We start from the raw sequence: 18,753 nt of genomic DNA, 5'->3' as shown, positions 1-18,753 counted from the left end.
CGAGCTATATAGATTTCTTTGGCAGACGACAAAGGATCTCTAGATTTAAAATACTTTTTATACTAAGGAATCCATTTCATATATGTATTCTATAAAGTCAGATATTGGATTGAAATAATAGATATTAGCATCTAAGATTCTTCCAAGAGGAAATGAATATGAATAATTTTATAGGTACAATAGAAGTTGGAACCTGTACTTTTAAGTTACGTCGCAAAACCCTTGGCCAGTTCATTGTTTTTTGCTTAATGCTTAGAAAAAAAGGTATTGTAAAGCTCTCTACACTTTTGTGTAGAACTTCCCTATAACCAACAATCTAAAAAGCAATTTTACTTATCTTATCGGCTAAATATATTTCCAAGTGAAAAGATATTTAATGTTTATTGCGTCGCAAGTGTTTGCGTGCGCGGACATTATAAAGTCAAAAAACCTTAAAATTAATTAATAACATAAGCTGTAATTAACATGAAGAGTAAATTATTACTATTACCCGCTTTATTTGCAATCTTATTGGGTTGTTCGAAAAGGGTAAATGATCCTTTTATTCCGGAGGAAAAGAGCCAGTTGGACAGTATTTATCAAGCTCCTAAAGATCCATTTTTGGGAATTCCTGAAAAGATGTCTGTTGTACATGTGCAAACCAGTATTGTAAAGTATAACCAATGGCAAAACTTCTTTGTATCTCCAGAAAAAATGACCATAGTAATGTGGCCAAGCCATGATAAAACATTAACCATAAAAGATGTCGACAAGGCAATCCAAGGAATTGCGATCGACACAAAAACTAATAAGGAAGTTTACACCGATAATATTACAGTTGCTTCTGGCATTACATTTCAAGATTATTCTCCCGGCAAGTATTTGGTAGCAGTAATTATGAGTGACGAGAATGGGCAGGGTAAGAAAGCTTATAGTAGCAAAGAAATTACCATAAAAGAGTATGGAAAATATTACATGCATAAGGTATTCTCTTTCAATGCAAAAGATAGAGAATTTGAAGAATGGTCACCAAAAATAATAGAGAAATGAAAATAAAACTGACATTAATATTCTTCTTTAGCCTCTTATTAAATAGGGGAATAGGACAAGTGATTAGTGGGGAGGCAAACCCATGCCCAGAAACAAATTATACATACACTTATAGTGGCCCCTCTTATGGTAATAATTTTTTATGGTCAATAACCGACGGACAAATTATTAGCCAAAATACAAATACCGTTGTCGTTAAATGGTATAACAATATTACCGAAAATGGAAAATGGAAACTTCGTGTTCAATATGAAACAATAAAATTTGATGGAACACCAGGTGGCTCCACCTATTTGGATAAAGATGTAAAGGTGAACGTACCTTCCCGTTATATTATTACTGGAGATAAAGAAATTCCAGGTGATTTTAAGGGGAATAAAACTTATACCGCACAAATAGTTAATTCAAATTTTCCTGCTGCATCATTTGTATGGACTACAAATACGGGTATTCAGACGACAACAACTAATCCTTCATTTAATTTGAATATTACGGATGACCAGGTAAAATGGATTACCGTTTCGGGAAAAAGTTCTACGTGTCCGCAATGGGGTGAAATATTTAAATTTGATATATTTTACACACCAGTATTTAATGGTCCTTCAAATATTTGTTCAGAGGGAACTTACACAATTACTAGCCCTGGCACGATTACACTTGAGAATGCTTCAGGTATTGCAACATTAACAGCACTGGGAAATAATCAATGGAAAATTACTAGAATTGGAAATGCCGTGGGAACAGTATACCTTAGATCAACTTCTTCTGGGAAAGTTTATAATAAAGCTATTTTGGTGAATTCTGAAATGAAAGGCTCATTTTCAGGTGCTGGATCTATTAAGCAAGGATTAAGTGGCATAGTGACTTTTACACCTGACGCAGGGACTAATTATACAAACTTAACTTGGACTGTTGATGCGGGTGCGCACACCTCGCTGCAAATTGACCCTTACAATTTGAAAATAACTATTCCAGTAAACTATCCATTATATGATACTTATAATGGTGACGATGTGTACGTAACAGTTAAAGGATATGGGGAATGTGGATTAATGGAAAACACACATGTCTTAAGAATTTTACCAAGACAACCATCAAACCCACCTCAACAATAACATACAAGCCTAGACCAAAATATAGGCTTGCACGGCAACTTTGTTCGAGTCTTTATAGATCCATTTGCAGAACAAGAAGTGCAACCAACAAAACTAATATTTTCAGGTTTGGCGATACCTACATATTGGGATAAATTTGTTTTTGATAAATCTACAACCAACATTACAGTTCCAAATATCTTTGGCTTATGAGAAATTTTTTAATTTATTTTTTGGCATATATTCTTTGCGCTTTTATCACGGTATTGCTACTTTATTTCTTAGATCCAAATCCTGGAATTTCGAGATATATAATTGTAGGACTAGTAACAGCAACCACTGTTGTTTACTCATTTTATTATTCAATCAACAAATCAAATAAGAAGCGCGTTTAAAAGAAAAAGGTGCTTATGTGTTGCTAAACAAGTGTTGAAGGGACAGTCATGAGGCTGTCCTTTTTGTTACTATCCAGTGCCAGATATTGATTTTTAGGGAAATATTCATCCTTATTAAACGTACTAGATTTAAAGATTACATCAGTATTTCGCTTTCTTCTGAAGATATTTTAACAGTAACATACCGATCAGTGGGGGCTATATATGGATCATTGCCGCTTTTTTGATGCCCACTGGAATATCGATACTTTTAAGCGGTGCTTGAGATGTTTGAAAGACACTACGATATGTCAGTGCTTACTCCCGGTGACAAAAAAACATCCGTTGCTGTCCAAATCCCTAAGCCAGTTGTAAGATAACAAGGGAGGCTACTCGTATTCTTACGGTTTCCCGTAACCATTCCTACTTTCAAACCAATACCTTAGCCTTACAGTTTGTAATAATCTTAAAAGTTAATAGCTGTAAACATATTAATTCAGAATAAATAATGTCTATTAGGCTTGGGTATTAACCTTGCCCGATTGAAAACAGAAGTTGATACTTTATTAGCTGAAAAAGATAGTTTAGAAAGTCAAGCAAAGAATGAAAGTAGGGGGGCGGAATTAGTTAATGAGCATCTTTCACACTTCTTTGGGCATAATACCCTTCGTTTGACAGCATTTGATGAAGAAGAAGGAGTGAGATTCAAGATTCAGAGGGAAGGTATAGATGCTAACAATCTGAGTGAAGGAGAATGTAGCTTAATATCATTCTGTTATTTTGTAGCTAAGATCCAAGATGAGTTGCAGGATGAAATAAAGAGAAATAAGCTCATAATATATATTGATGATCCAATGTCCAGTCTGGATAGTAATCATATTTTCTTTATGTTTAGCTTAATTGAAGCTGTAATTGCAAAACCTGAAAAATATGCTCAGTTGTTTATTTCCGCTCATAATCTAGATTTTTTCAAATATTTAAGAAAACTTACAATACCAAAAAATTGGAACCGGTAATAATAAGAAAGGAGATCTCAAACATTTACTTATTGAGAGAAAAAATAAAGATTATACGATTTTGAAGTAGCTCCTACATATTTAAAAAAAATACGTAACCGAATTTAATTATTTATTTGAGCAAATTTATTTCTGTTCAGAGGCTCCTGAAGAAACCATATCTCACGATCATCAATATAATTTTGGTAATAACATGAGAAAGTTCTTGGAAGCATATCTATTTTATAAATATCCCAGCCACAAGATTAGTAATGATCAAAGGATAAGGAAATATTTCAATAATGATACAGTTGCAGTTACATTGATAAATAGGATTACTAATGAATATTCACATTTAGAGGATAATTTTGATCGGTCACTTATACCTCTTGATATTGCAGAGATACGTCAAATATCAGCATTAGTGCTAAATCGTATTGAATCTAATGATCCCGACCAATTTGAAGCACTATTAGAAAGTATTGGCGTTCAACGAGCGCCATTAGTAACTCAGAGTAGTTGAAATATTTCAAAGAGTAAAATATAATAATATGAACTTAAAAGAACTTGCAAAAAAAATTTTCAAGACATCTATAAGCAGTTTACCAACCACTACTCTAGCCATAGAATAGAATTAAAGCCGATTGATCGTCTGATTAGTTTTATCGAGTCGAGATACAATATTAGCCTTATAAATATTCTACAAGAAAAAAACCAGAATTATAGACCTTGCATTCGGGTAAATGGAAATGAAACGATATATGATATATTATTGCCGATTCGCCAATGCAAGTTGTTTTTGGTTTCTAAAGCGGTGGAAAATATAAATATGGTAATAATGAAGTAAGCAAACTTAATATATCTACTGACACCATTGTCATTAAAATAATCATCCTCGAAATAAGTTATTGCACCTATAGGATTAAAATCAGTCAAGCCAGTCTCAGATAGATATCCTGTATTATTGCTGCCTCCAGAGCTACCTCCTGTTCCCGACCCACCGTCACCGGTTGACCCTGACCCTGATCCGCTACCACTTCCTGAGCCGGTACCTGTTCCCGGATTGACCGGAAATCCACCGCCCACTCCCGCACCGCCACCACCTCCACCGGAACCTGTTCCCGGATCTCCTGGCAGCGTAACAACCACTTCCTCCAGTTCATTGGCATAAGGCAGATATTCGATAGACCCATCATCATACATTCTTATCCAAAAGTAGGGTGAAGCCCAATCATCAGTAACTTCAGACGGAAAATCGCAAGCCTGGATTTGCGGGTTGAATACAAGTCCTTCCGGACATTCCATGAGAATTTCGTCCATAATCTGCGGATCTGCTGTTGCCTTTAATTTTGGAGCTCCGGTTTTAATCTTGGTAAAATCGTACCATCTCCTGAACCTACCGCTCTTTGTATTGTATACACCTTTTTTCACTCTTTTACCGTCCATTGTATAAATCGACAGTTCGATCTCAGGAGCCGCAAAATCGCCGATATATTGTTTGATTACCGCATTTGGCGTCCCGCCGGCATCCAGTAGAAAAGCAAATTTCATATATTCTTTTCCAGAGTGGGCAGGATTGCTGAGGGGAGCGTCTTTTCACAGGAAGTAAGGGCATAACAGGTAATCAGGCAAAATATTGCCAATAGTTTTTTCATAAAATAAATCCGGTTAAAATTAAATCAGTTAAAAGCTTTTTCTCATCCTAAGGCTCCTGGAGCCGGGCAATCATTGATCAGCTGTCATGGCTGAATAAGAGATCTGGAGAACAATCCTACATGGTAAGTACAACGCTAATTGGTTAAAAATTTCTGAAACCATCATGGCAAGCAGATTGCCGGTCATTGTGTTTAAAATGCTATTTTTCGCACATCTATTAATTGACCGAAAACGTAAAAAAGTGTTAGGTAAAAAGAGGAATAGAACCATTACACAAAAGTGTAATTGTTTATGTATCGTCCGTTTATGGTTTTACACGTTTCTAACGTGGGAAAATAAAAACCTATTTCCAGTGATTTAAAGTGTTACTGGAAATAGGATAAACTAACGTTGTTTCAATATATAATAGGGTTCCTTTTCTAAACTGTAGGATCCATCTTTAAGAATATTATATTTAAAGAAATTCATTGTTTTAATAAGTTCGTCAAAGATGACAACAAATGATTCCTTTTGCTTAACACCTGAGGTTTGAAGGACTATAAACGCATGGGGACTATTTACCCGAGGTTTTATCTTTCCCGCAGCTCTAATAACATTCCATTTTGAGAAACCGTTAATCCACTTTAAATTTCCGTCCATATCAAATGAGACCTCATCATTTGAGTCGCCTAATCTATAAGTACCGTTTATCAAATGTGCAAAGTAAATTTCTGATACGTCTTTATTCATCATGAAATCTGTAGGTCTTATAAATTTGATAGACTCTACAGTGTTTCCACTTTTATCATTAACAGTTAGAAGCATTTCATTTGCCCTTTTTGTTAATAAGAAATCCTTTCCATCTGATGAATAATCAGACATATGGTTACTTGTCATTGTTTCGCCGATATTAAGATATAATTTATCCGAGCCTTTCACAGGTGTTAAAGAAACGGGAATCAGGTCGTCACCTATCGCCGGTTGATAATATAATCTATCTTTCTGTAGTAAAAATGCCTGTATAGGAAAGCCTTGGCTTGGATCGGGTATTTTCTTTTCCGAGAGGCTGTCTGATAATCTATCAGAAAACCAATACTCTTTGGCTGTTTTTACAGTTATTTTTTTCTGTGCAAAACCAACTGAAAAATCAATAAAGAGAAAGAGTAAAACTAATATTTTAGTAAACTTCATAATAAAAAATCTTATTGACATGCTGAATTATCTATAGGAATAAAGATTACCTTGTCAACATTTCCAGGTAACCAAAATGTACCCGTCGTGATGACGTGTCATAAGACTTAGTTCCTCAAAATCCTTCATCGTTTCGACGTCGTTTTTCGTTGCGGATGTATATATCCGATATGGAAATTTATTAACTTTTCCCTGCCATAGGACTTCGATTTGTTCCATACTCATTTTTATTTTTTGTTCATATCTCTATGACAAGATTCTTATTAAATCCATTATATGGTTCATTGATATAGCCGTGTGGATTGCATATAATTTCAGTATTACCGATTTTATAATTTGCAGGAGTATGTATATGGCCATGGATCCAATAGGAGGGCTGATGCTTTATTATAAAGTCTTCCATATCCGAGACGTAGGCAGCGCTGATCGGATCGTCCAAATACTTCATTGGTAAGGATCGAATGCTTGGAGCATGATGCGTCACTACGATGTTATGTTGCGCTTTACTGACACGAAGACTTTCCGTCAGCCATTGCCTCGAAGTTTGGTGGACTCTAAAAGTATCGATGCTTCTTAATTTGGCATAATTGTCACCTAATCTGATCTTCTTATAATCATTCATACGGCTTTGGCATAGCGATCCATATGCAGCTGGATTGCCCTTTAAGGAAAAATCAGTCCAGAGTGTGCAGCCATGGAAACAAACGTGGTCTACCTCCAAAGATTCATTTTCCAGCACATGGATATTTGAATTGCTCGCAGCATCCTTGATCTTAATTAGTGTTTTCGGATAGGCTCCTTTATAATACTCGTGATTGCCCAGCACATAGATGATCGGTATATCCAAAGAAAGTGATTTGAGCCAGCTGATCCCTTTCACCCCTAGATCAGTATCTCCGGCCAAAACAAGAACATCAGCTATCCGTAGATTTATATCATTGTATCCAAATTCTCTATGTAGGTCGCTAATGATATGAATTTTCATTTTTAATTATCTTTGTCAATAGTACTGCCATCGTCTGTTTTCAATGTATCATTCAATATTTGCAAGATCTTTCCTATACCGATCACACGGGGGCCTTCTCGAAATTCAAATAACATACCTTCGGCAAGTCTTCCTCTAAAATATAGGACAGCCGCTAATCGAATCGCCGCTTTGACTTCCTCTCCGGGATACACTATATCTTTATCGATAAATATTTGTTCACCTGATGTTTGCATTTCATCAAAATCAAATTTGATCTGTGGTCTATATTTAGAGAAAGCAGGCGTCTCTCTTCCGCCTTCTTGTGTTGTTCTATAATGAAGCTGCGCTATGAAATCAGACATATACCATGACTTTTTCTAAAATTAATCAATTTATTGTAGTCATGAGTTGGCATCCGAATTGTATTTCCTATGATGTATACCCAACGCAACTCCAAATCCAACAAGTGAGCACCATATCGTGATGATATTCTCACGCCCATTTAATGCTGCGAATTTAAATGTTGGATGGGCGTGCATATAATCTGCTATCGGCCATACTAATAAAGACAATACGAATATAACCACCATTGACAGCCAGAACTTTGGAAAAGTCAAGTTTATATTTGTAATAAGTGCAAATAGTATGGCAGCTAAAGCCGAACCAATATACATCGCATGCATTCCCATCGGAGAAAGAATAAATACAGTGATGCCAATCGTGATGATAAAGATAACAATACTCAAAAACCAATGTAGGAGTATGCCTATCAATTTCTTGGGAAAGCTGATCCTATCAAGATTGCTTAATGATACGGCTAATGATATTAATGTCGGAATAAGAATAAATGACCAATCCCATTTTATGAAAACTGAAGAAATAAAGCCCGCCAAAATGCAGCAGAGTGAAGTCGTGGTTATTCTAATAATTTGCATTTTCCTGTTTTTAGATTTTACTTCATGAACCCCGATCGTTATTATAATCATCTATGTCGGCAAATCTTGATTCCTCCAATATCTTTTGTCGATTTGTCTGACATTCCGTACATTCTTTAATTGTTTTAGGTAAGAAGCCAATAGGAGTAACTCATCATCGTTGGCGTTCCCTGTAAATTCAGCTATTTGGATTGCATTGCCATAGTTCAGCATTGATTTTTCAGCGGTGTCGTCTATTATAAGCGTTCTTTCCAATAAGAAGCCTTTGCGTTTTACTTTGGATAACCTTTTTACGTAATAATATTCATCAGTCACACTGATCCGTTTTTTTGTTGTGCGAGATCGTCCCCAGATAAATTCAAAATCGACAGCGTCTGGTTTTATTTTATCAACGAGCTCATGCACGTAAGCATCATCCGCAGAGCTCCAAATCGCAAGTTTAAAATCTCCAGCCATTTCTGATAAAAAATAGTCTAAATTTGGACGAACATATACATAATAAGGCCCTACAACAAAGTCTTCCCGCTGTTCCAGTTTATCTTTTGTAGCGTACAGCAATGTTTCGTCCAAATCCAATACCAAAAGAGTTTCCTTCATATTATTTATACTGGTTCATTTCCGGTGTTCTGACTTTAATATCCAAATTCTTCAAAGTTCGCCCGGCCCATTGCTATCCAGCTTTCCCAATATGATTGACCCGTAGACCCAGCACCGTTTGGGTCGATAGTATAAAAGTCAGCGATCACTTCAAAATTTTTTCTTGTATTAGTTTCGTTTAAAAAATGGGTTAAGCATGCCAACATCTTGTTGAATGACGAAAAGATAATTTCGCTCAGTCCGTCGAGATCACCATCATATTCATGGTCGTAGACTCTGATCGGATAATCATTTGTTTCGACGGAGCCTCTCGTATCAAATACCAGCGGCCCTGTATCATTACCTTCATTCGCAAACGGGATCAGGCCAAGTGGGATGAGTTGTTCAGCTAGGTACCAATCCAGATTAGCTGTTATTTCAGCTAACGGTTGAGAAGGCAAGGAGTGAGGTAGTCTGACGATTGAACAATCACAGTCGGCAAAGAAATAGCTCTTATGCCATTCAATAAAGCTAACGGGTAACGAAGTGCCAAATTCTGCAGCCACTTTTTTGTAATCATCATTACTTAATGATCCAGGAATAAGCTTCCATTCGTACCAGCCATCTTCGTTTACCTCGGATGCCATCATTTCCTTTGGAACATCTTCTGTGTAAACAGAACTTACATCTCTGGTCAGATATGCATTAAAAAATTGTTCGATATTGTCGGTCATTTGCAGTCAGTTTTATCACTTTAATTATCTAATTTTAAATCACCATCACTGAATGATAGGGGGGAGGTGTATCCACATTTCACAGCACGTCCATTTTGAAATCCCGGTTTCCAGGGACTAGATTTTCTAATTAATCCAATTATGTATTTTATTAAAGGTGTTATTCTGTTATCATTATCGTCCAAATAGTTTTGATAAAAATCCTTTTTTAATTGGCTTCTCAATTCCCCACATTAATTCCGTTTCGTGTCGTTTTGCTTTGTCAATGTTCGGCCCGAATTTGCCCCACGCAAATCCGCTCTGAATTTGTTTGTTTCTCAAGTCTGCAATTACAAAATTGTCAGGAAGTGATAATGCAAAACCGCTTGCAAATTGTAGCAATTCTCTTATCTCTGGCGGAATTTGTCCTGTCGGCAGTCGTTTGGCTAATTCGTCAATCTGTTGGTTGGTCAAACCTTCTTTTAGTTCTACTTTATATTCGTCGTCATCTTCTGAAATATATTGTTCTGTCAAAATGGATGTCAGTTTTTCTGTCGGTGTCATAAATGCAATTGTGTTTTCTTGATGTGTCGTGTTATGCTTGTAGGTAATTGGCGCGGCGACTTGTCGTAGCTGTATCGAAGATACGAAAGTGGAGCTGTTTTGCCAAGTCACTTGTTATAATTTAGTGGATGCGCCATTAAATGAGGAATCTGAAGCTATCGGAATTTTTATGGAGATACCACTAGCTATTGACAAGGAATTGAGATTTTTTGAAGTTGAGAAAGCCTTGAATACAATTGCTTATTGACTTATGATCACGTGCAAAAGTATATAGCCCTGATACAACGTGGGGAATTAAAGTGGATAAAGGACGATATTCGATGAAAAAGGATAGAAAGTTCGAATGTGACGTGTGTGGTCAAAAGTTACCCCAAATTACGAAGCATGGTGGTGCATTGAAAACTTTATCGATTTACCACAGGGACGGAATAGCGCTTTAGATTTCGGGGTACATGCAGGCGAAGTCAAAGTCCGACTGGAATTTTTGCCAAGGAATAGATGGTCTATCTAAAAGCAGTGAAGCATGAAACCACTCGGTATGATATATCAGAGATTTATATGCAGTGGTAAGGCTATTTTAATCAAGAGACAGAAGAGAAACTCCAGATAATAAATATACGCGTTAAGGAATTAAAGATTTTTTGGCATATAGCCGGGGGCCTAGTTAAATAGTTTACAGAAGAAACTATTTTGGTAAATTCATAAGTAGTTCCTTTGCAGGTACTTCTTGTATTTTTCCATCAACTTTTACCACCAAACTCTCACCCTTTGCAGCACTTTCTTCTGCCAATTTTCGTAAAGCCTTTTGCACTCCTAAACGAATTCGTTCAGCAAGATTGATATTTTCAATATTTACCTTATCGTTCATTATGGTATTTCGATTTTAGTGTTGACCAAATTTCGCTATTTGAAACGAATTCTCCAAATTTATCACCTTGAGCAATTATTTCGGGTATTAGATCCATGTTATCAAAAACCAGCCATCGATCACATATCGGAATATAAATGTTAAACAGGTTTTCTAAACCACGATGATATCGTCTTTCTATCACATCAGATGGAATATTGTGTCCCCCGTTTTCTACTCTTTTTTTCACACGTTGAATGGCCAGTGAAGGCGAGTCGAGCCAAAAATAGAGTACAGTGACTAAATAGCCTATTTTTTGAGCATCGGTTACTAAATTTTTATAGCTTCGAGTCGAAAGCGTTGTTTCAAATGCAAAATCAGCTCTAGTCTTCATCAATTCCGCTATACGCTCCAACATAATTCGTCCAGCTGATACAGCTACGCTTTGCGGGTTGAAAGGAGAAATACCTGCTGCTATGTTGTCGGCATTTACAAATTCCCTGCAATCTAATATCTCCGGTAACACGGTGTAACTAGCGGTTGTTTTTCCGGCTCCATTGCACCCAGAGATAATGTAGATATTTGGCATATGCGTTTTTTTGTCAAATTAGGGAAAATTGATCGAATTTTAATTTCTTATTTTAAATTGGTTATTTCGGTGTGGTTCTTCTGTATTTATTGTTCCAAATCTTTTTAAGAAAGATTTTTGTAGACGGAAATTACCTTTTAAGATTATTTGGCGCTTATTTGCTCTCTTCTAAAGGGAAAGTGGCGCAAAGCGGAAGTAGTCACACTTTCTATTTCCTGTTCCAAAGAATTCGATATCTCGAAGGTCAATGCTGCGAAAATAAAATATTGCGGGCTTTTATAAAGTTACTAGATTTTGCCAAATCGATGTTATCTGCTGTTTTTTTAATAAAAGTCACAGTAGAAATTCCATTCTTTTATTGACCGATGATCAGGTGCAAAAATATATGGTCCTGATCAAACGCGGGGAATTAAAGTGGATAAAGGACGATATTCGATGAAAAAAAATATAAAAGGAATAAAAAAAACTTGAGTCTGGGAGGATCTCAAGGCTTCCTAAATACTGCGGAATAGTATTGCTGTAACTATGTTTCTATCGTCGAGAATAAAAGGTGCTGTATTGATGGAGGGTTTTCCCCATCTGCCTCGAAGATATCAACCTTTGTTTGTAGCAACCTATCATCTTTAATTATCAGATGCTTGGGGAAAACATGTTGTACTTTCTTTTTCAGATTTTCAAATACCTGAATATCAGTGTCGCTTACAGGGCTAAATGATTTTTCCCGATTGGACAGGCTCATTATCCTGATCGCAAAATAGGGTAAAATAACACTAACAAATAAAGAGTATAAAATGTCTTCATTCTGCTCAAGGCGGAAGGAAAAGTGATATGAAGGGCTTCCTCCTAAGAAGGAGTAGTCCCAGATTTCAGCAGACAGGTCGGTAAGGGACTTTTTTAATTGTTCCCATTGCTCGCGGTCTGACCAGGCTGATTCAATACATCGTTTCCGGTTACTGTAAGCTTCTGAAGCGGAATAAGCCATGATATCGTCGAGGGTAAGACCCTCCGGATAATACTCTTTTAACTGCGCTGTTATTTGTTCTTTTCGCATCTGAATTTATTTACAATTAGGATCCCAGTTCTTCACTCCAGTTCCAGGGTTAGTTCCTACCATATTGGCTTCTATCGCAAGATTCGCGCCAAGCTGTGCATTGATATAAACCTGCATTTCAGTCTTTACAAATGCCTGAATTTGGGCAGGCTACCTTATCTCTCAGTGATCATTACCTTTATAGATCCACATAGGCTCTGTTTGAACTGCTCGTTCAAAGCCGTTCTTTTTATAAAAGGCGATAGCATTTGGTGGTCGCTCTACAACAGAAATCAATGGCGGAAATATTTAGGCCATCACATTTATTTCAATGGAAATTTGGTAAGTTTAGAGCCGATAAAATAGTAAAAGATGCACCAGTTATTTCTTTGTCAATTTAAAGGAGAAGAGTATTTATCAATCAGTAGCTTTGAAGAGGTAATGGCTATCGTGGAGCGTTATAAACCAGAAAATTGGCACGAATTTGAAAAGTACCTGCGACGTGATGATCCTCCTGGCTATAACGAGTATTTCCTGCATTGTATGATGGAAGGTTGCCCTTCAATAAGAGAAATTTAAAAACATTAACAATAGATCGTTATAAGGGTAAAGCTCTTGAAACTGTTTTGTTTGAGCAATTACAGCATTTTAAGATTCAAAAAATTAGCTTTTCAGAATCCCTATTGGATATTGAGCTGCCTAAGAATGTATTGGAGGTAAGACAACTCTATTGCAATGGGAAATCGACAAAGGGAACCATCGATTTAAGTAAATTTGCGAGGCTTGAAGAAGTCCATATTTTGGATTTTAATAAGGGTATTAAATTCGAAAATCACAGTAATTCGGTAAAGCATATTACATTATGGTATTTCAACCCTACAGGTAAATCTATAGAATCGATTGTGGATGCTTTTCCCAATGTGGAAGAAATATTGGTCCATCATACTAATGTGCAAAGTTTGGAAGGTATCGAGAAGCTCAAAAATCTAAGAACATTACGTATCGACTACGGCAGAAATTTACAATCTGTCAAGGACGTAAACGAATGTGAGCACATCGAAATGGTTATTTTCAATAATTGTAGAAAAATAGATGATTTTGAGCAGATAGAAAAGAGTCCAGGTCGGACTGTCCTGCATACAAGATTTCCAGGGTAATTTTAAAAAAATAAGCAATATGTTAGATACAATTTGGGTTTTTCATGGAGAAGGAGGGCGGTTTTTCAAGTGGAGTTTTAATAGTATATCCAATTGATGAAGGCCTGTACGACTGGGCATTATTTAATGATTTTTTCAATGTGAAAAAACAAGCTCAAATGGAACCCCGTTTTATCCAACAATTTACTTCGGCAAATCAAGAGCATTATCATTATGAAAATGGTGCGAAGGATAATTAATCTTCATGTAGTTTTCAATGTATCCTGCTTTGGTGGATTGACCAATTATTTCCAGTATTCGCAGTACAAATGTTATTCTTTTTTTTGAAAAAAAGAATAGAAGCTCGAGTTTTAGCAGGTTGTTCAATAAAATGAACAACCGTTGTCTCAAATAATCAAACGATCTTTACAATAGATGAATGCCCAACGCTGGTTTAAATTAGACGACAAAGTGAGCATTTAGCCAACATTGCCGTGTCGAATTAGAAAATAAATAATATGACAAGAAATCTGAAAAATATCTATTACACTTTTGAAGAAGGAAATTATGGGCTTAAGGTTGTGTTTGATTTGGATGGTTTATACCTGCTGTTCGATTCGACGAATTTTATATATACAGATGCTCCTGAATTTGATGGATGGAGAAGTTGGAATAAACTAATTTATAAAGAACTTGAAAAAGATTCATTGCACATTACAGAAATTAAAGAAGATGAATTGACAAGTTACTTCGTCAAGCTTTCAAATAGCGATGTATTTTATATTTATCAGCATATGGATTTGGAAGGGACCTGGCACCAAAATTTTACAATGGTCTCGCCGAAAGAGGACAATTATAATGAAGTTGTAGAATACATGGGAGAGGAATGGATAGAAACAGTCGTTCCTGAATTCCGCCACATGTAGCATCATTAACCTTGCTCGTGAAAGGAATCAGTCCAAGAGGGATAAGTTGTTCCAGTATATGCCAGTCAATGAAACTCTCCAGCAATGTAGTTTATCGTTCGATTTCTAGCGGGATTGTAAAGCGAACATCTAGCCAAAATTGACTCCCTTAACGGTTATAAGGGGGCTTTTTTTATTTTATTGTCTTATTAACAGGGTCGAATAAATCAGCTACGGTTTCCCGTAACCAATCCTACTTTCAAACTAATACCTTAGCCTTACAGTTTGTAATAATCTTGAAAGTTAATATCTGTAAACAATTAATTCAGCATACCACGACCAATTCCATCGAAGGGAGGGAGATTTCACGCTATAATGATCCAACAGCTGCCAATGTTGTCACCGGCACCACTGTCTTTAGCGATATAGGCGCGAGCTATGTCGATTTCTTTGGTGGTCGCTCTACCAGCTATGAGAAGAAGATGCAGGAAATGTACAAGCGCGTTCCCGAAATGCTCAAGAAACGTGGACAGGCAAATCGGGCTGATGCTATTATTGGGCTTAGTGTAGATATCGACGCAATCTCAGGAAAGGGGAGCCAGCTATTTATTATTACTGCAGTGGGTACACAAGTACATTATAAGTACCCATTTTTCCGACAGCTGGAATTGGACTTTTCCAATTTACGTTACTAATTGATTTACTTGTTGTTTATGTCTAATATTTTTAGATGCGCCAGGATGGGAGGAAAAAAAGGCCGAGTTACCAGACTCGATCTTAAAGTAATATTCCAATTAAGGAAGCCAATATTTCGCCACTCTAATCCCATAGATATTATCCACAGTAACAACCCATTTAAATGTATGAGACTGTCTCATTATACTCTTTACATCCATGTAAGTTGTATTTGAAATTGGAACTCTATTATCCATCCATCCTGCTACGATACCCAATAATTTATTTTCATAAAAAGCTTGTTCGGACGGGTATTGATTTCTTGACTCAGCAGTACTATTACACGCCCATTTGTAATTGTCTAAATCAATCTTTATAGCATACATCTTACCTAATCTATACCCCATGTCATAAGCATCTTTATCCTGCGCATAGACATCTGGATTATCAGGAACCGGTTCAGAATTATCAACAATAACTCTCTGACCAAATGACATTAAGCAGAATAACATCAAACTTAAAGTGATTAGAATTTTTTTCATATTCATATTGTTTATATTAAAAAGTTAGTATGGTTTAATTTGCATGTTAATATTTAATTATAAAAATTAAAAAAAATAAAAAATTTACTTCCATACTTTAATAAATGAGATATTTTTATTCCTCTTTTGGTTTCTAGAGCGGAATCCGAAAAATAGAATAGCCCAATATTTTTATTTTCTTCACTGTCTATGACTAAATAGCCAGCATTTGCAATACAAATCTTATTCCTTCATAAAAAAATATAGAAGTTCGAATTTTAGCAAGTTTTTGGATAAAATTAATAACTATTATCTCAAATAATCTACCTCTCTTTATAAGAGAGGAATGCTCCAAGCCGGTTAGAATTCGGCGACAAAGCATGTAGCCAACATTGCCTCACTTAGCGATTAAAAAGGGGGATGCTTTTTGTTCACTTTTTTAATAAAACTATCTCTTTTTTTATTTCATCAATTTCTCTTTTAGCATCATTAAGTTCAGTTTCCAATTTGTTGATTTCTTTATCCTTATCAGAGTTATTACTTTGAACTAAACTTTTATTTAAAAACTTTCATTAACCAAACGGCAAAGCACAACACTCCGATTAAAGTATTCGGGGCGCTGCGCTTACTGCGGATGAGAGTTAAAATAGTTTTAACAAAAATCAATAATTTGAAATATTTTTTATATATTCAGTTAAATATATATTACCTAATAACAAATTATGCGAAAAATTTTAATCTTGTTTGCGCTATTTCTATTTGCGCAATCCAACAGTGCAAATGCACAAAGTAATTCCATTAAAGGATGTATTGCTAATTTTTTGTCTGACGCACACTCTGGAAACACATCTGCATCAAGCAATTATCAAAGTTGTATTTCGAAAGTTCCGGGTACCGGGGGTGGCGCTGGAAATGGCGCAGGAGGAGGACAAGAACAAGGAACACCAGAGGGTGACCCAGAACCTCACGATGACGGACCAGTTCATTACACTTTCAATCAGATATTGGACGTGTCTTCGATCAGTTCAATAAATTCACCATCCCAGCAGATCGTTGAATTCGAATATCAATTTGCTGTAGCTTTGAGCGTTATTAGAAACGTTAATACTGTTGGTGAAACACCAGAGCAAGCAATGAATTCATATTTAAGCTATGTTTTCAACAACAATTTAATTAATCATTTTTATAGCCAAGCTAATTTTTCACTTATTCCTTCGTTGGGATGGGATATTTTGTTCAATTATGCCAACAATGGTAATTCAATATTGCCGCCTTCTTGGGCTGCTTTAGGATATTATATAAATTAAACTGTTAAGTCTAGGCTATTAGTCTAGGCTTTTTCTTTTCTTCCCCACACTTTTGTGTAGAACTACCCGATCAACTACACTCTCCTCTCAATTTTACTTACCTTATCAGCTAATTATATTACCAAGTGAAAAGATATTTAATGTTTATAGCGCTGCTAGGGCTAGGCTTTGGCGCGTGTAAGAAAGAAGAGTCTGTTAAACCTAAAGAAGAGACTATTTTAATTGATGGAGAAGAATTCGGAAAGGATTTTGTTTACTCTACAACATCGAAAATACTGAACATACCTAAAGACAGTATTTACTACAATCCTAAGACCCATACCCTAAACATAGACTATCTCAATTTTTCTATGGATATGGATAAGTTTGGACCTGATTTGAGATATGCTAAAACTGGAAAACATGAAAAATAAGAATTTAATATTATCAGTTTTACTTCTCATAATCTGCAAATTTGGATTTTCCCAGATGGTCAGATTAGAATCAGTGTCATATAGTTATGTGCAGGTGGTAAATAATGAAGTTTTGTTAAATTATGGCGCCCCCACAACAATGCGTGTTTCAGTCATGCTGAGTAAGCCAGTTCAGAATCCTTGGGGAAGTTTACCAGTTAAAGGTGAAGTAAAGTTATTTTACTACAAAAATAACCAAGAGGTAAATATCTTAGATCCTATTACATTTTCGAGTGCAGATTGGTCATTGCCAACTTTTTCAAATTTTATTGTGAAAGATTTTACAATACCAGCAAACACTGTGACTACAACAAATCCTAAAATTGAAGTTCTAGCGAAATGGAGATATTATAAAGAAGGATACCCGCATCCTGATAATAATAACGGATGGACAGATTGGTATAATGGTGGTTCCACAAATTTTGTGCTTAATAATAGTACACTTCCAGAGGCAACTTTCACGGGGCCATCCCAAATATGTAATGAGGGCACATTTAGTGTCACAAATCCAGGTACCATAACACTTGAGAATGCTTCAGGTATTGCAACTTTATCTTCACTTGGAAATAACCAGTGGAAAATAACTAGAATAGGTACAGCAAATGGTCTTGTTAAGTTGAGATCGACATCTAATGGTAAAACATTTGATAAAGATATTGAAATTGGTATTGTAGCAAAAGGTTCAATTAGCGGAAATGCGGTACTTCAATTAGGGGAATCGCAAACTTATACCTTGGCATTAAATGGTAATACGGATTATAATTGGTCAGTAACATACAATCCTAATGTAACTTGGACTAAACTTTCTGCAACATCTATTAAATTGTCTACAACAGGTAGCGTTCCAATGGGATGGTCTGAAAATATCACTATTTCTGCTCAAGCTGTTGGCAGCTGCGGGACTTCAAGCAATTACATTTTAAAAACAATTAAATTCGTAAACGAAAGAGATCCACGACTTGACTAAAATAACAAAAGCCTAGATTTTTGGTCTAGGCTTTTGTTATTTGTCCGTGTCCAGGAGCTTGAGCAAATATTCTAATGCCAAAGGTTCTCTAGCTTTAAAATATTTTTAGCATTCTCAGGAATCTATTTCATAATTATAGAGGCTTCTATCTATGCCTTTTTCAGTTGGAATATTTAACCAGTTTTTTGGTGAAAAGCCTTGTAAGCTCGGGTTCATAATTGAATAATAATTTAGTTTTAAAAAAGTAGTAA

General features: G+C 35.9%; 24 protein-coding genes and 1 pseudogene. 12 read left to right on the top strand and 13 right to left on the bottom strand.

Annotated elements, in window-relative coordinates; translation table 11 throughout:
* The first annotated feature begins 465 nt into the window (after window positions 1-465).
* The 4 genes and pseudogenes from ACHWSC_RS15775 to ACHWSC_RS15760 all read left to right on the top strand — a co-directional run.
* On the top strand, window positions 466-1,029 hold the full coding sequence (locus tag ACHWSC_RS15775; RefSeq protein ID WP_394677369.1) for a hypothetical protein: 564 nt from the start codon (window positions 466-468) through the stop codon (window positions 1,027-1,029).
* Window positions 1,026-2,144 (top strand): hypothetical protein, encoded by a 1,119-nt coding sequence (locus ACHWSC_RS15770; protein WP_394677368.1) that lies wholly within the window; start codon window positions 1,026-1,028, stop codon window positions 2,142-2,144. Before ACHWSC_RS15775 ends, ACHWSC_RS15770 begins: the two co-directional genes overlap by 4 nt.
* A gap of 895 nt (window positions 2,145-3,039) precedes the next feature.
* Entirely contained in the window at window positions 3,040-3,513 is a 474-nt protein-coding gene (locus ACHWSC_RS15765) for an AAA family ATPase (protein WP_394677367.1), read from the top strand.
* A gap of 97 nt (window positions 3,514-3,610) precedes the next feature.
* A pseudogene (locus ACHWSC_RS15760) lies at window positions 3,611-4,015 on the top strand (AAA family ATPase); the annotation flags it as partial.
* A 197-nt stretch (window positions 4,016-4,212) separates the two neighbouring features.
* On the opposite strand, the gene ACHWSC_RS15755 reads toward ACHWSC_RS15760, so the two are convergent.
* The 12 genes from ACHWSC_RS15755 to ACHWSC_RS15700 all read right to left on the bottom strand — a co-directional run bounded on the left by ACHWSC_RS15755 (window position 4,213) and on the right by ACHWSC_RS15700 (window position 12,560).
* Window positions 4,213-5,043 carry a chitin binding peritrophin-A domain-containing protein gene (locus ACHWSC_RS15755; protein WP_394677366.1) on the bottom strand — a complete coding sequence of 277 codons (831 nt, stop codon included), beginning with the start codon at window positions 5,041-5,043 and terminating at the stop codon, window positions 4,213-4,215.
* Window positions 5,044-5,532: 489 nt separating this feature from the next.
* Window positions 5,533-6,318 carry a hypothetical protein gene (locus ACHWSC_RS15750; RefSeq protein ID WP_394677365.1) on the bottom strand — a complete coding sequence of 262 codons (786 nt, stop codon included), beginning with the start codon at window positions 6,316-6,318 and terminating at the stop codon, window positions 5,533-5,535.
* A 54-nt stretch (window positions 6,319-6,372) separates the two neighbouring features.
* Window positions 6,373-6,537, bottom strand: a complete 165-nt coding sequence (locus tag ACHWSC_RS15745) for a hypothetical protein (RefSeq protein ID WP_394677364.1) — start codon at window positions 6,535-6,537, stop codon at window positions 6,373-6,375.
* A 19-nt stretch (window positions 6,538-6,556) separates the two neighbouring features.
* Entirely contained in the window at window positions 6,557-7,303 is a 747-nt protein-coding gene (locus ACHWSC_RS15740; RefSeq protein ID WP_394677363.1) for a metallophosphoesterase, read from the bottom strand.
* 2 nt (window positions 7,304-7,305) lie between these two features.
* Window positions 7,306-7,647: a hypothetical protein gene (locus tag ACHWSC_RS15735; protein ID WP_394677362.1), complete on the bottom strand. Its 342-nt coding sequence runs from the start codon at window positions 7,645-7,647 to the stop codon at window positions 7,306-7,308.
* Window positions 7,648-7,686: 39 nt separating this feature from the next.
* Window positions 7,687-8,220, bottom strand: a complete 534-nt coding sequence (locus ACHWSC_RS15730) for a hypothetical protein (protein ID WP_394677361.1) — start codon at window positions 8,218-8,220, stop codon at window positions 7,687-7,689.
* A 51-nt stretch (window positions 8,221-8,271) separates the two neighbouring features.
* Window positions 8,272-8,817, bottom strand: coding sequence for an NIF family HAD-type phosphatase (locus tag ACHWSC_RS15725; protein ID WP_394677360.1), 546 nt, complete (start codon window positions 8,815-8,817; stop codon window positions 8,272-8,274).
* Between the two features lie 35 nt (window positions 8,818-8,852).
* Entirely contained in the window at window positions 8,853-9,530 is a 678-nt protein-coding gene (locus ACHWSC_RS15720) for a hypothetical protein (protein WP_394677359.1), read from the bottom strand.
* Window positions 9,531-9,704: 174 nt separating this feature from the next.
* Entirely contained in the window at window positions 9,705-10,073 is a 369-nt protein-coding gene (locus tag ACHWSC_RS15715) for a hypothetical protein (RefSeq protein ID WP_394677358.1), read from the bottom strand.
* A 685-nt stretch (window positions 10,074-10,758) separates the two neighbouring features.
* Window positions 10,759-10,941 carry a hypothetical protein gene (locus ACHWSC_RS15710; protein ID WP_028069684.1) on the bottom strand — a complete coding sequence of 61 codons (183 nt, stop codon included), beginning with the start codon at window positions 10,939-10,941 and terminating at the stop codon, window positions 10,759-10,761.
* On the bottom strand, window positions 10,931-11,509 hold the full coding sequence (locus ACHWSC_RS15705) for a zeta toxin family protein (protein ID WP_394677357.1): 579 nt from the start codon (window positions 11,507-11,509) through the stop codon (window positions 10,931-10,933). Before ACHWSC_RS15705 ends, ACHWSC_RS15710 begins: the two co-directional genes overlap by 11 nt.
* Window positions 11,510-12,032: 523 nt before the next feature.
* Complete coding sequence (locus ACHWSC_RS15700; RefSeq protein ID WP_394677356.1) at window positions 12,033-12,560, bottom strand: hypothetical protein; 528 nt, start codon at window positions 12,558-12,560, stop codon at window positions 12,033-12,035.
* A 351-nt stretch (window positions 12,561-12,911) separates the two neighbouring features.
* Between ACHWSC_RS15700 and ACHWSC_RS15695 the strand changes: the two genes are divergently transcribed.
* The 5 genes from ACHWSC_RS15695 to ACHWSC_RS15675 all read left to right on the top strand — a co-directional run bounded on the left by ACHWSC_RS15695 (window position 12,912) and on the right by ACHWSC_RS15675 (window position 15,275).
* A complete protein-coding gene (locus ACHWSC_RS15695; RefSeq protein ID WP_394677355.1) occupies window positions 12,912-13,118 on the top strand; it encodes a hypothetical protein in 207 nt (68 codons plus the stop codon).
* Between the two features lie 47 nt (window positions 13,119-13,165).
* On the top strand, window positions 13,166-13,696 hold the full coding sequence (locus ACHWSC_RS15690) for a hypothetical protein (RefSeq protein WP_394677354.1): 531 nt from the start codon (window positions 13,166-13,168) through the stop codon (window positions 13,694-13,696).
* Window positions 13,697-13,740: 44 nt separating this feature from the next.
* Window positions 13,741-13,935, top strand: coding sequence for a hypothetical protein (locus tag ACHWSC_RS15685; protein WP_394677353.1), 195 nt, complete (start codon window positions 13,741-13,743; stop codon window positions 13,933-13,935).
* Between the two features lie 258 nt (window positions 13,936-14,193).
* Window positions 14,194-14,601, top strand: coding sequence for a hypothetical protein (locus ACHWSC_RS15680; protein ID WP_343566602.1), 408 nt, complete (start codon window positions 14,194-14,196; stop codon window positions 14,599-14,601).
* A 275-nt stretch (window positions 14,602-14,876) separates the two neighbouring features.
* Entirely contained in the window at window positions 14,877-15,275 is a 399-nt protein-coding gene (locus ACHWSC_RS15675; RefSeq protein WP_394677352.1) for a YbjQ family protein, read from the top strand.
* A gap of 99 nt (window positions 15,276-15,374) precedes the next feature.
* On the opposite strand, the gene ACHWSC_RS15670 is transcribed toward ACHWSC_RS15675, so the two are convergent.
* A complete protein-coding gene (locus ACHWSC_RS15670) occupies window positions 15,375-15,797 on the bottom strand; it encodes a hypothetical protein (protein ID WP_394677351.1) in 423 nt (140 codons plus the stop codon).
* A gap of 701 nt (window positions 15,798-16,498) precedes the next feature.
* On the opposite strand from ACHWSC_RS15670, the gene ACHWSC_RS15665 reads away from it, so the two are divergent.
* The 3 genes from ACHWSC_RS15665 (at window position 16,499) to ACHWSC_RS15655 (ending at window position 18,502) form a co-directional block, all read left to right on the top strand.
* Entirely contained in the window at window positions 16,499-17,083 is a 585-nt protein-coding gene (locus tag ACHWSC_RS15665; protein ID WP_394677350.1) for a hypothetical protein, read from the top strand.
* A gap of 125 nt (window positions 17,084-17,208) precedes the next feature.
* A complete protein-coding gene (locus tag ACHWSC_RS15660; protein ID WP_394677349.1) occupies window positions 17,209-17,496 on the top strand; it encodes a hypothetical protein in 288 nt (95 codons plus the stop codon).
* Window positions 17,486-18,502 carry a hypothetical protein gene (locus ACHWSC_RS15655; RefSeq protein ID WP_394677348.1) on the top strand — a complete coding sequence of 339 codons (1,017 nt, stop codon included), beginning with the start codon at window positions 17,486-17,488 and terminating at the stop codon, window positions 18,500-18,502. Before ACHWSC_RS15660 ends, ACHWSC_RS15655 begins: the two co-directional genes overlap by 11 nt.
* The last annotated feature ends 251 nt before the right edge of the window (window positions 18,503-18,753 follow it).

It is taken from the genome of uncultured Sphingobacterium sp. (assembly GCF_964277905.1).
In the GTDB taxonomy this organism is placed as follows: Bacteria; Bacteroidota; Bacteroidia; order Sphingobacteriales; family Sphingobacteriaceae; genus Sphingobacterium; species Sphingobacterium siyangense.
The sequence above is the reverse complement of the archived record's forward strand: the minus strand, read 5'-3'. Positions and strand labels throughout refer to the sequence as shown.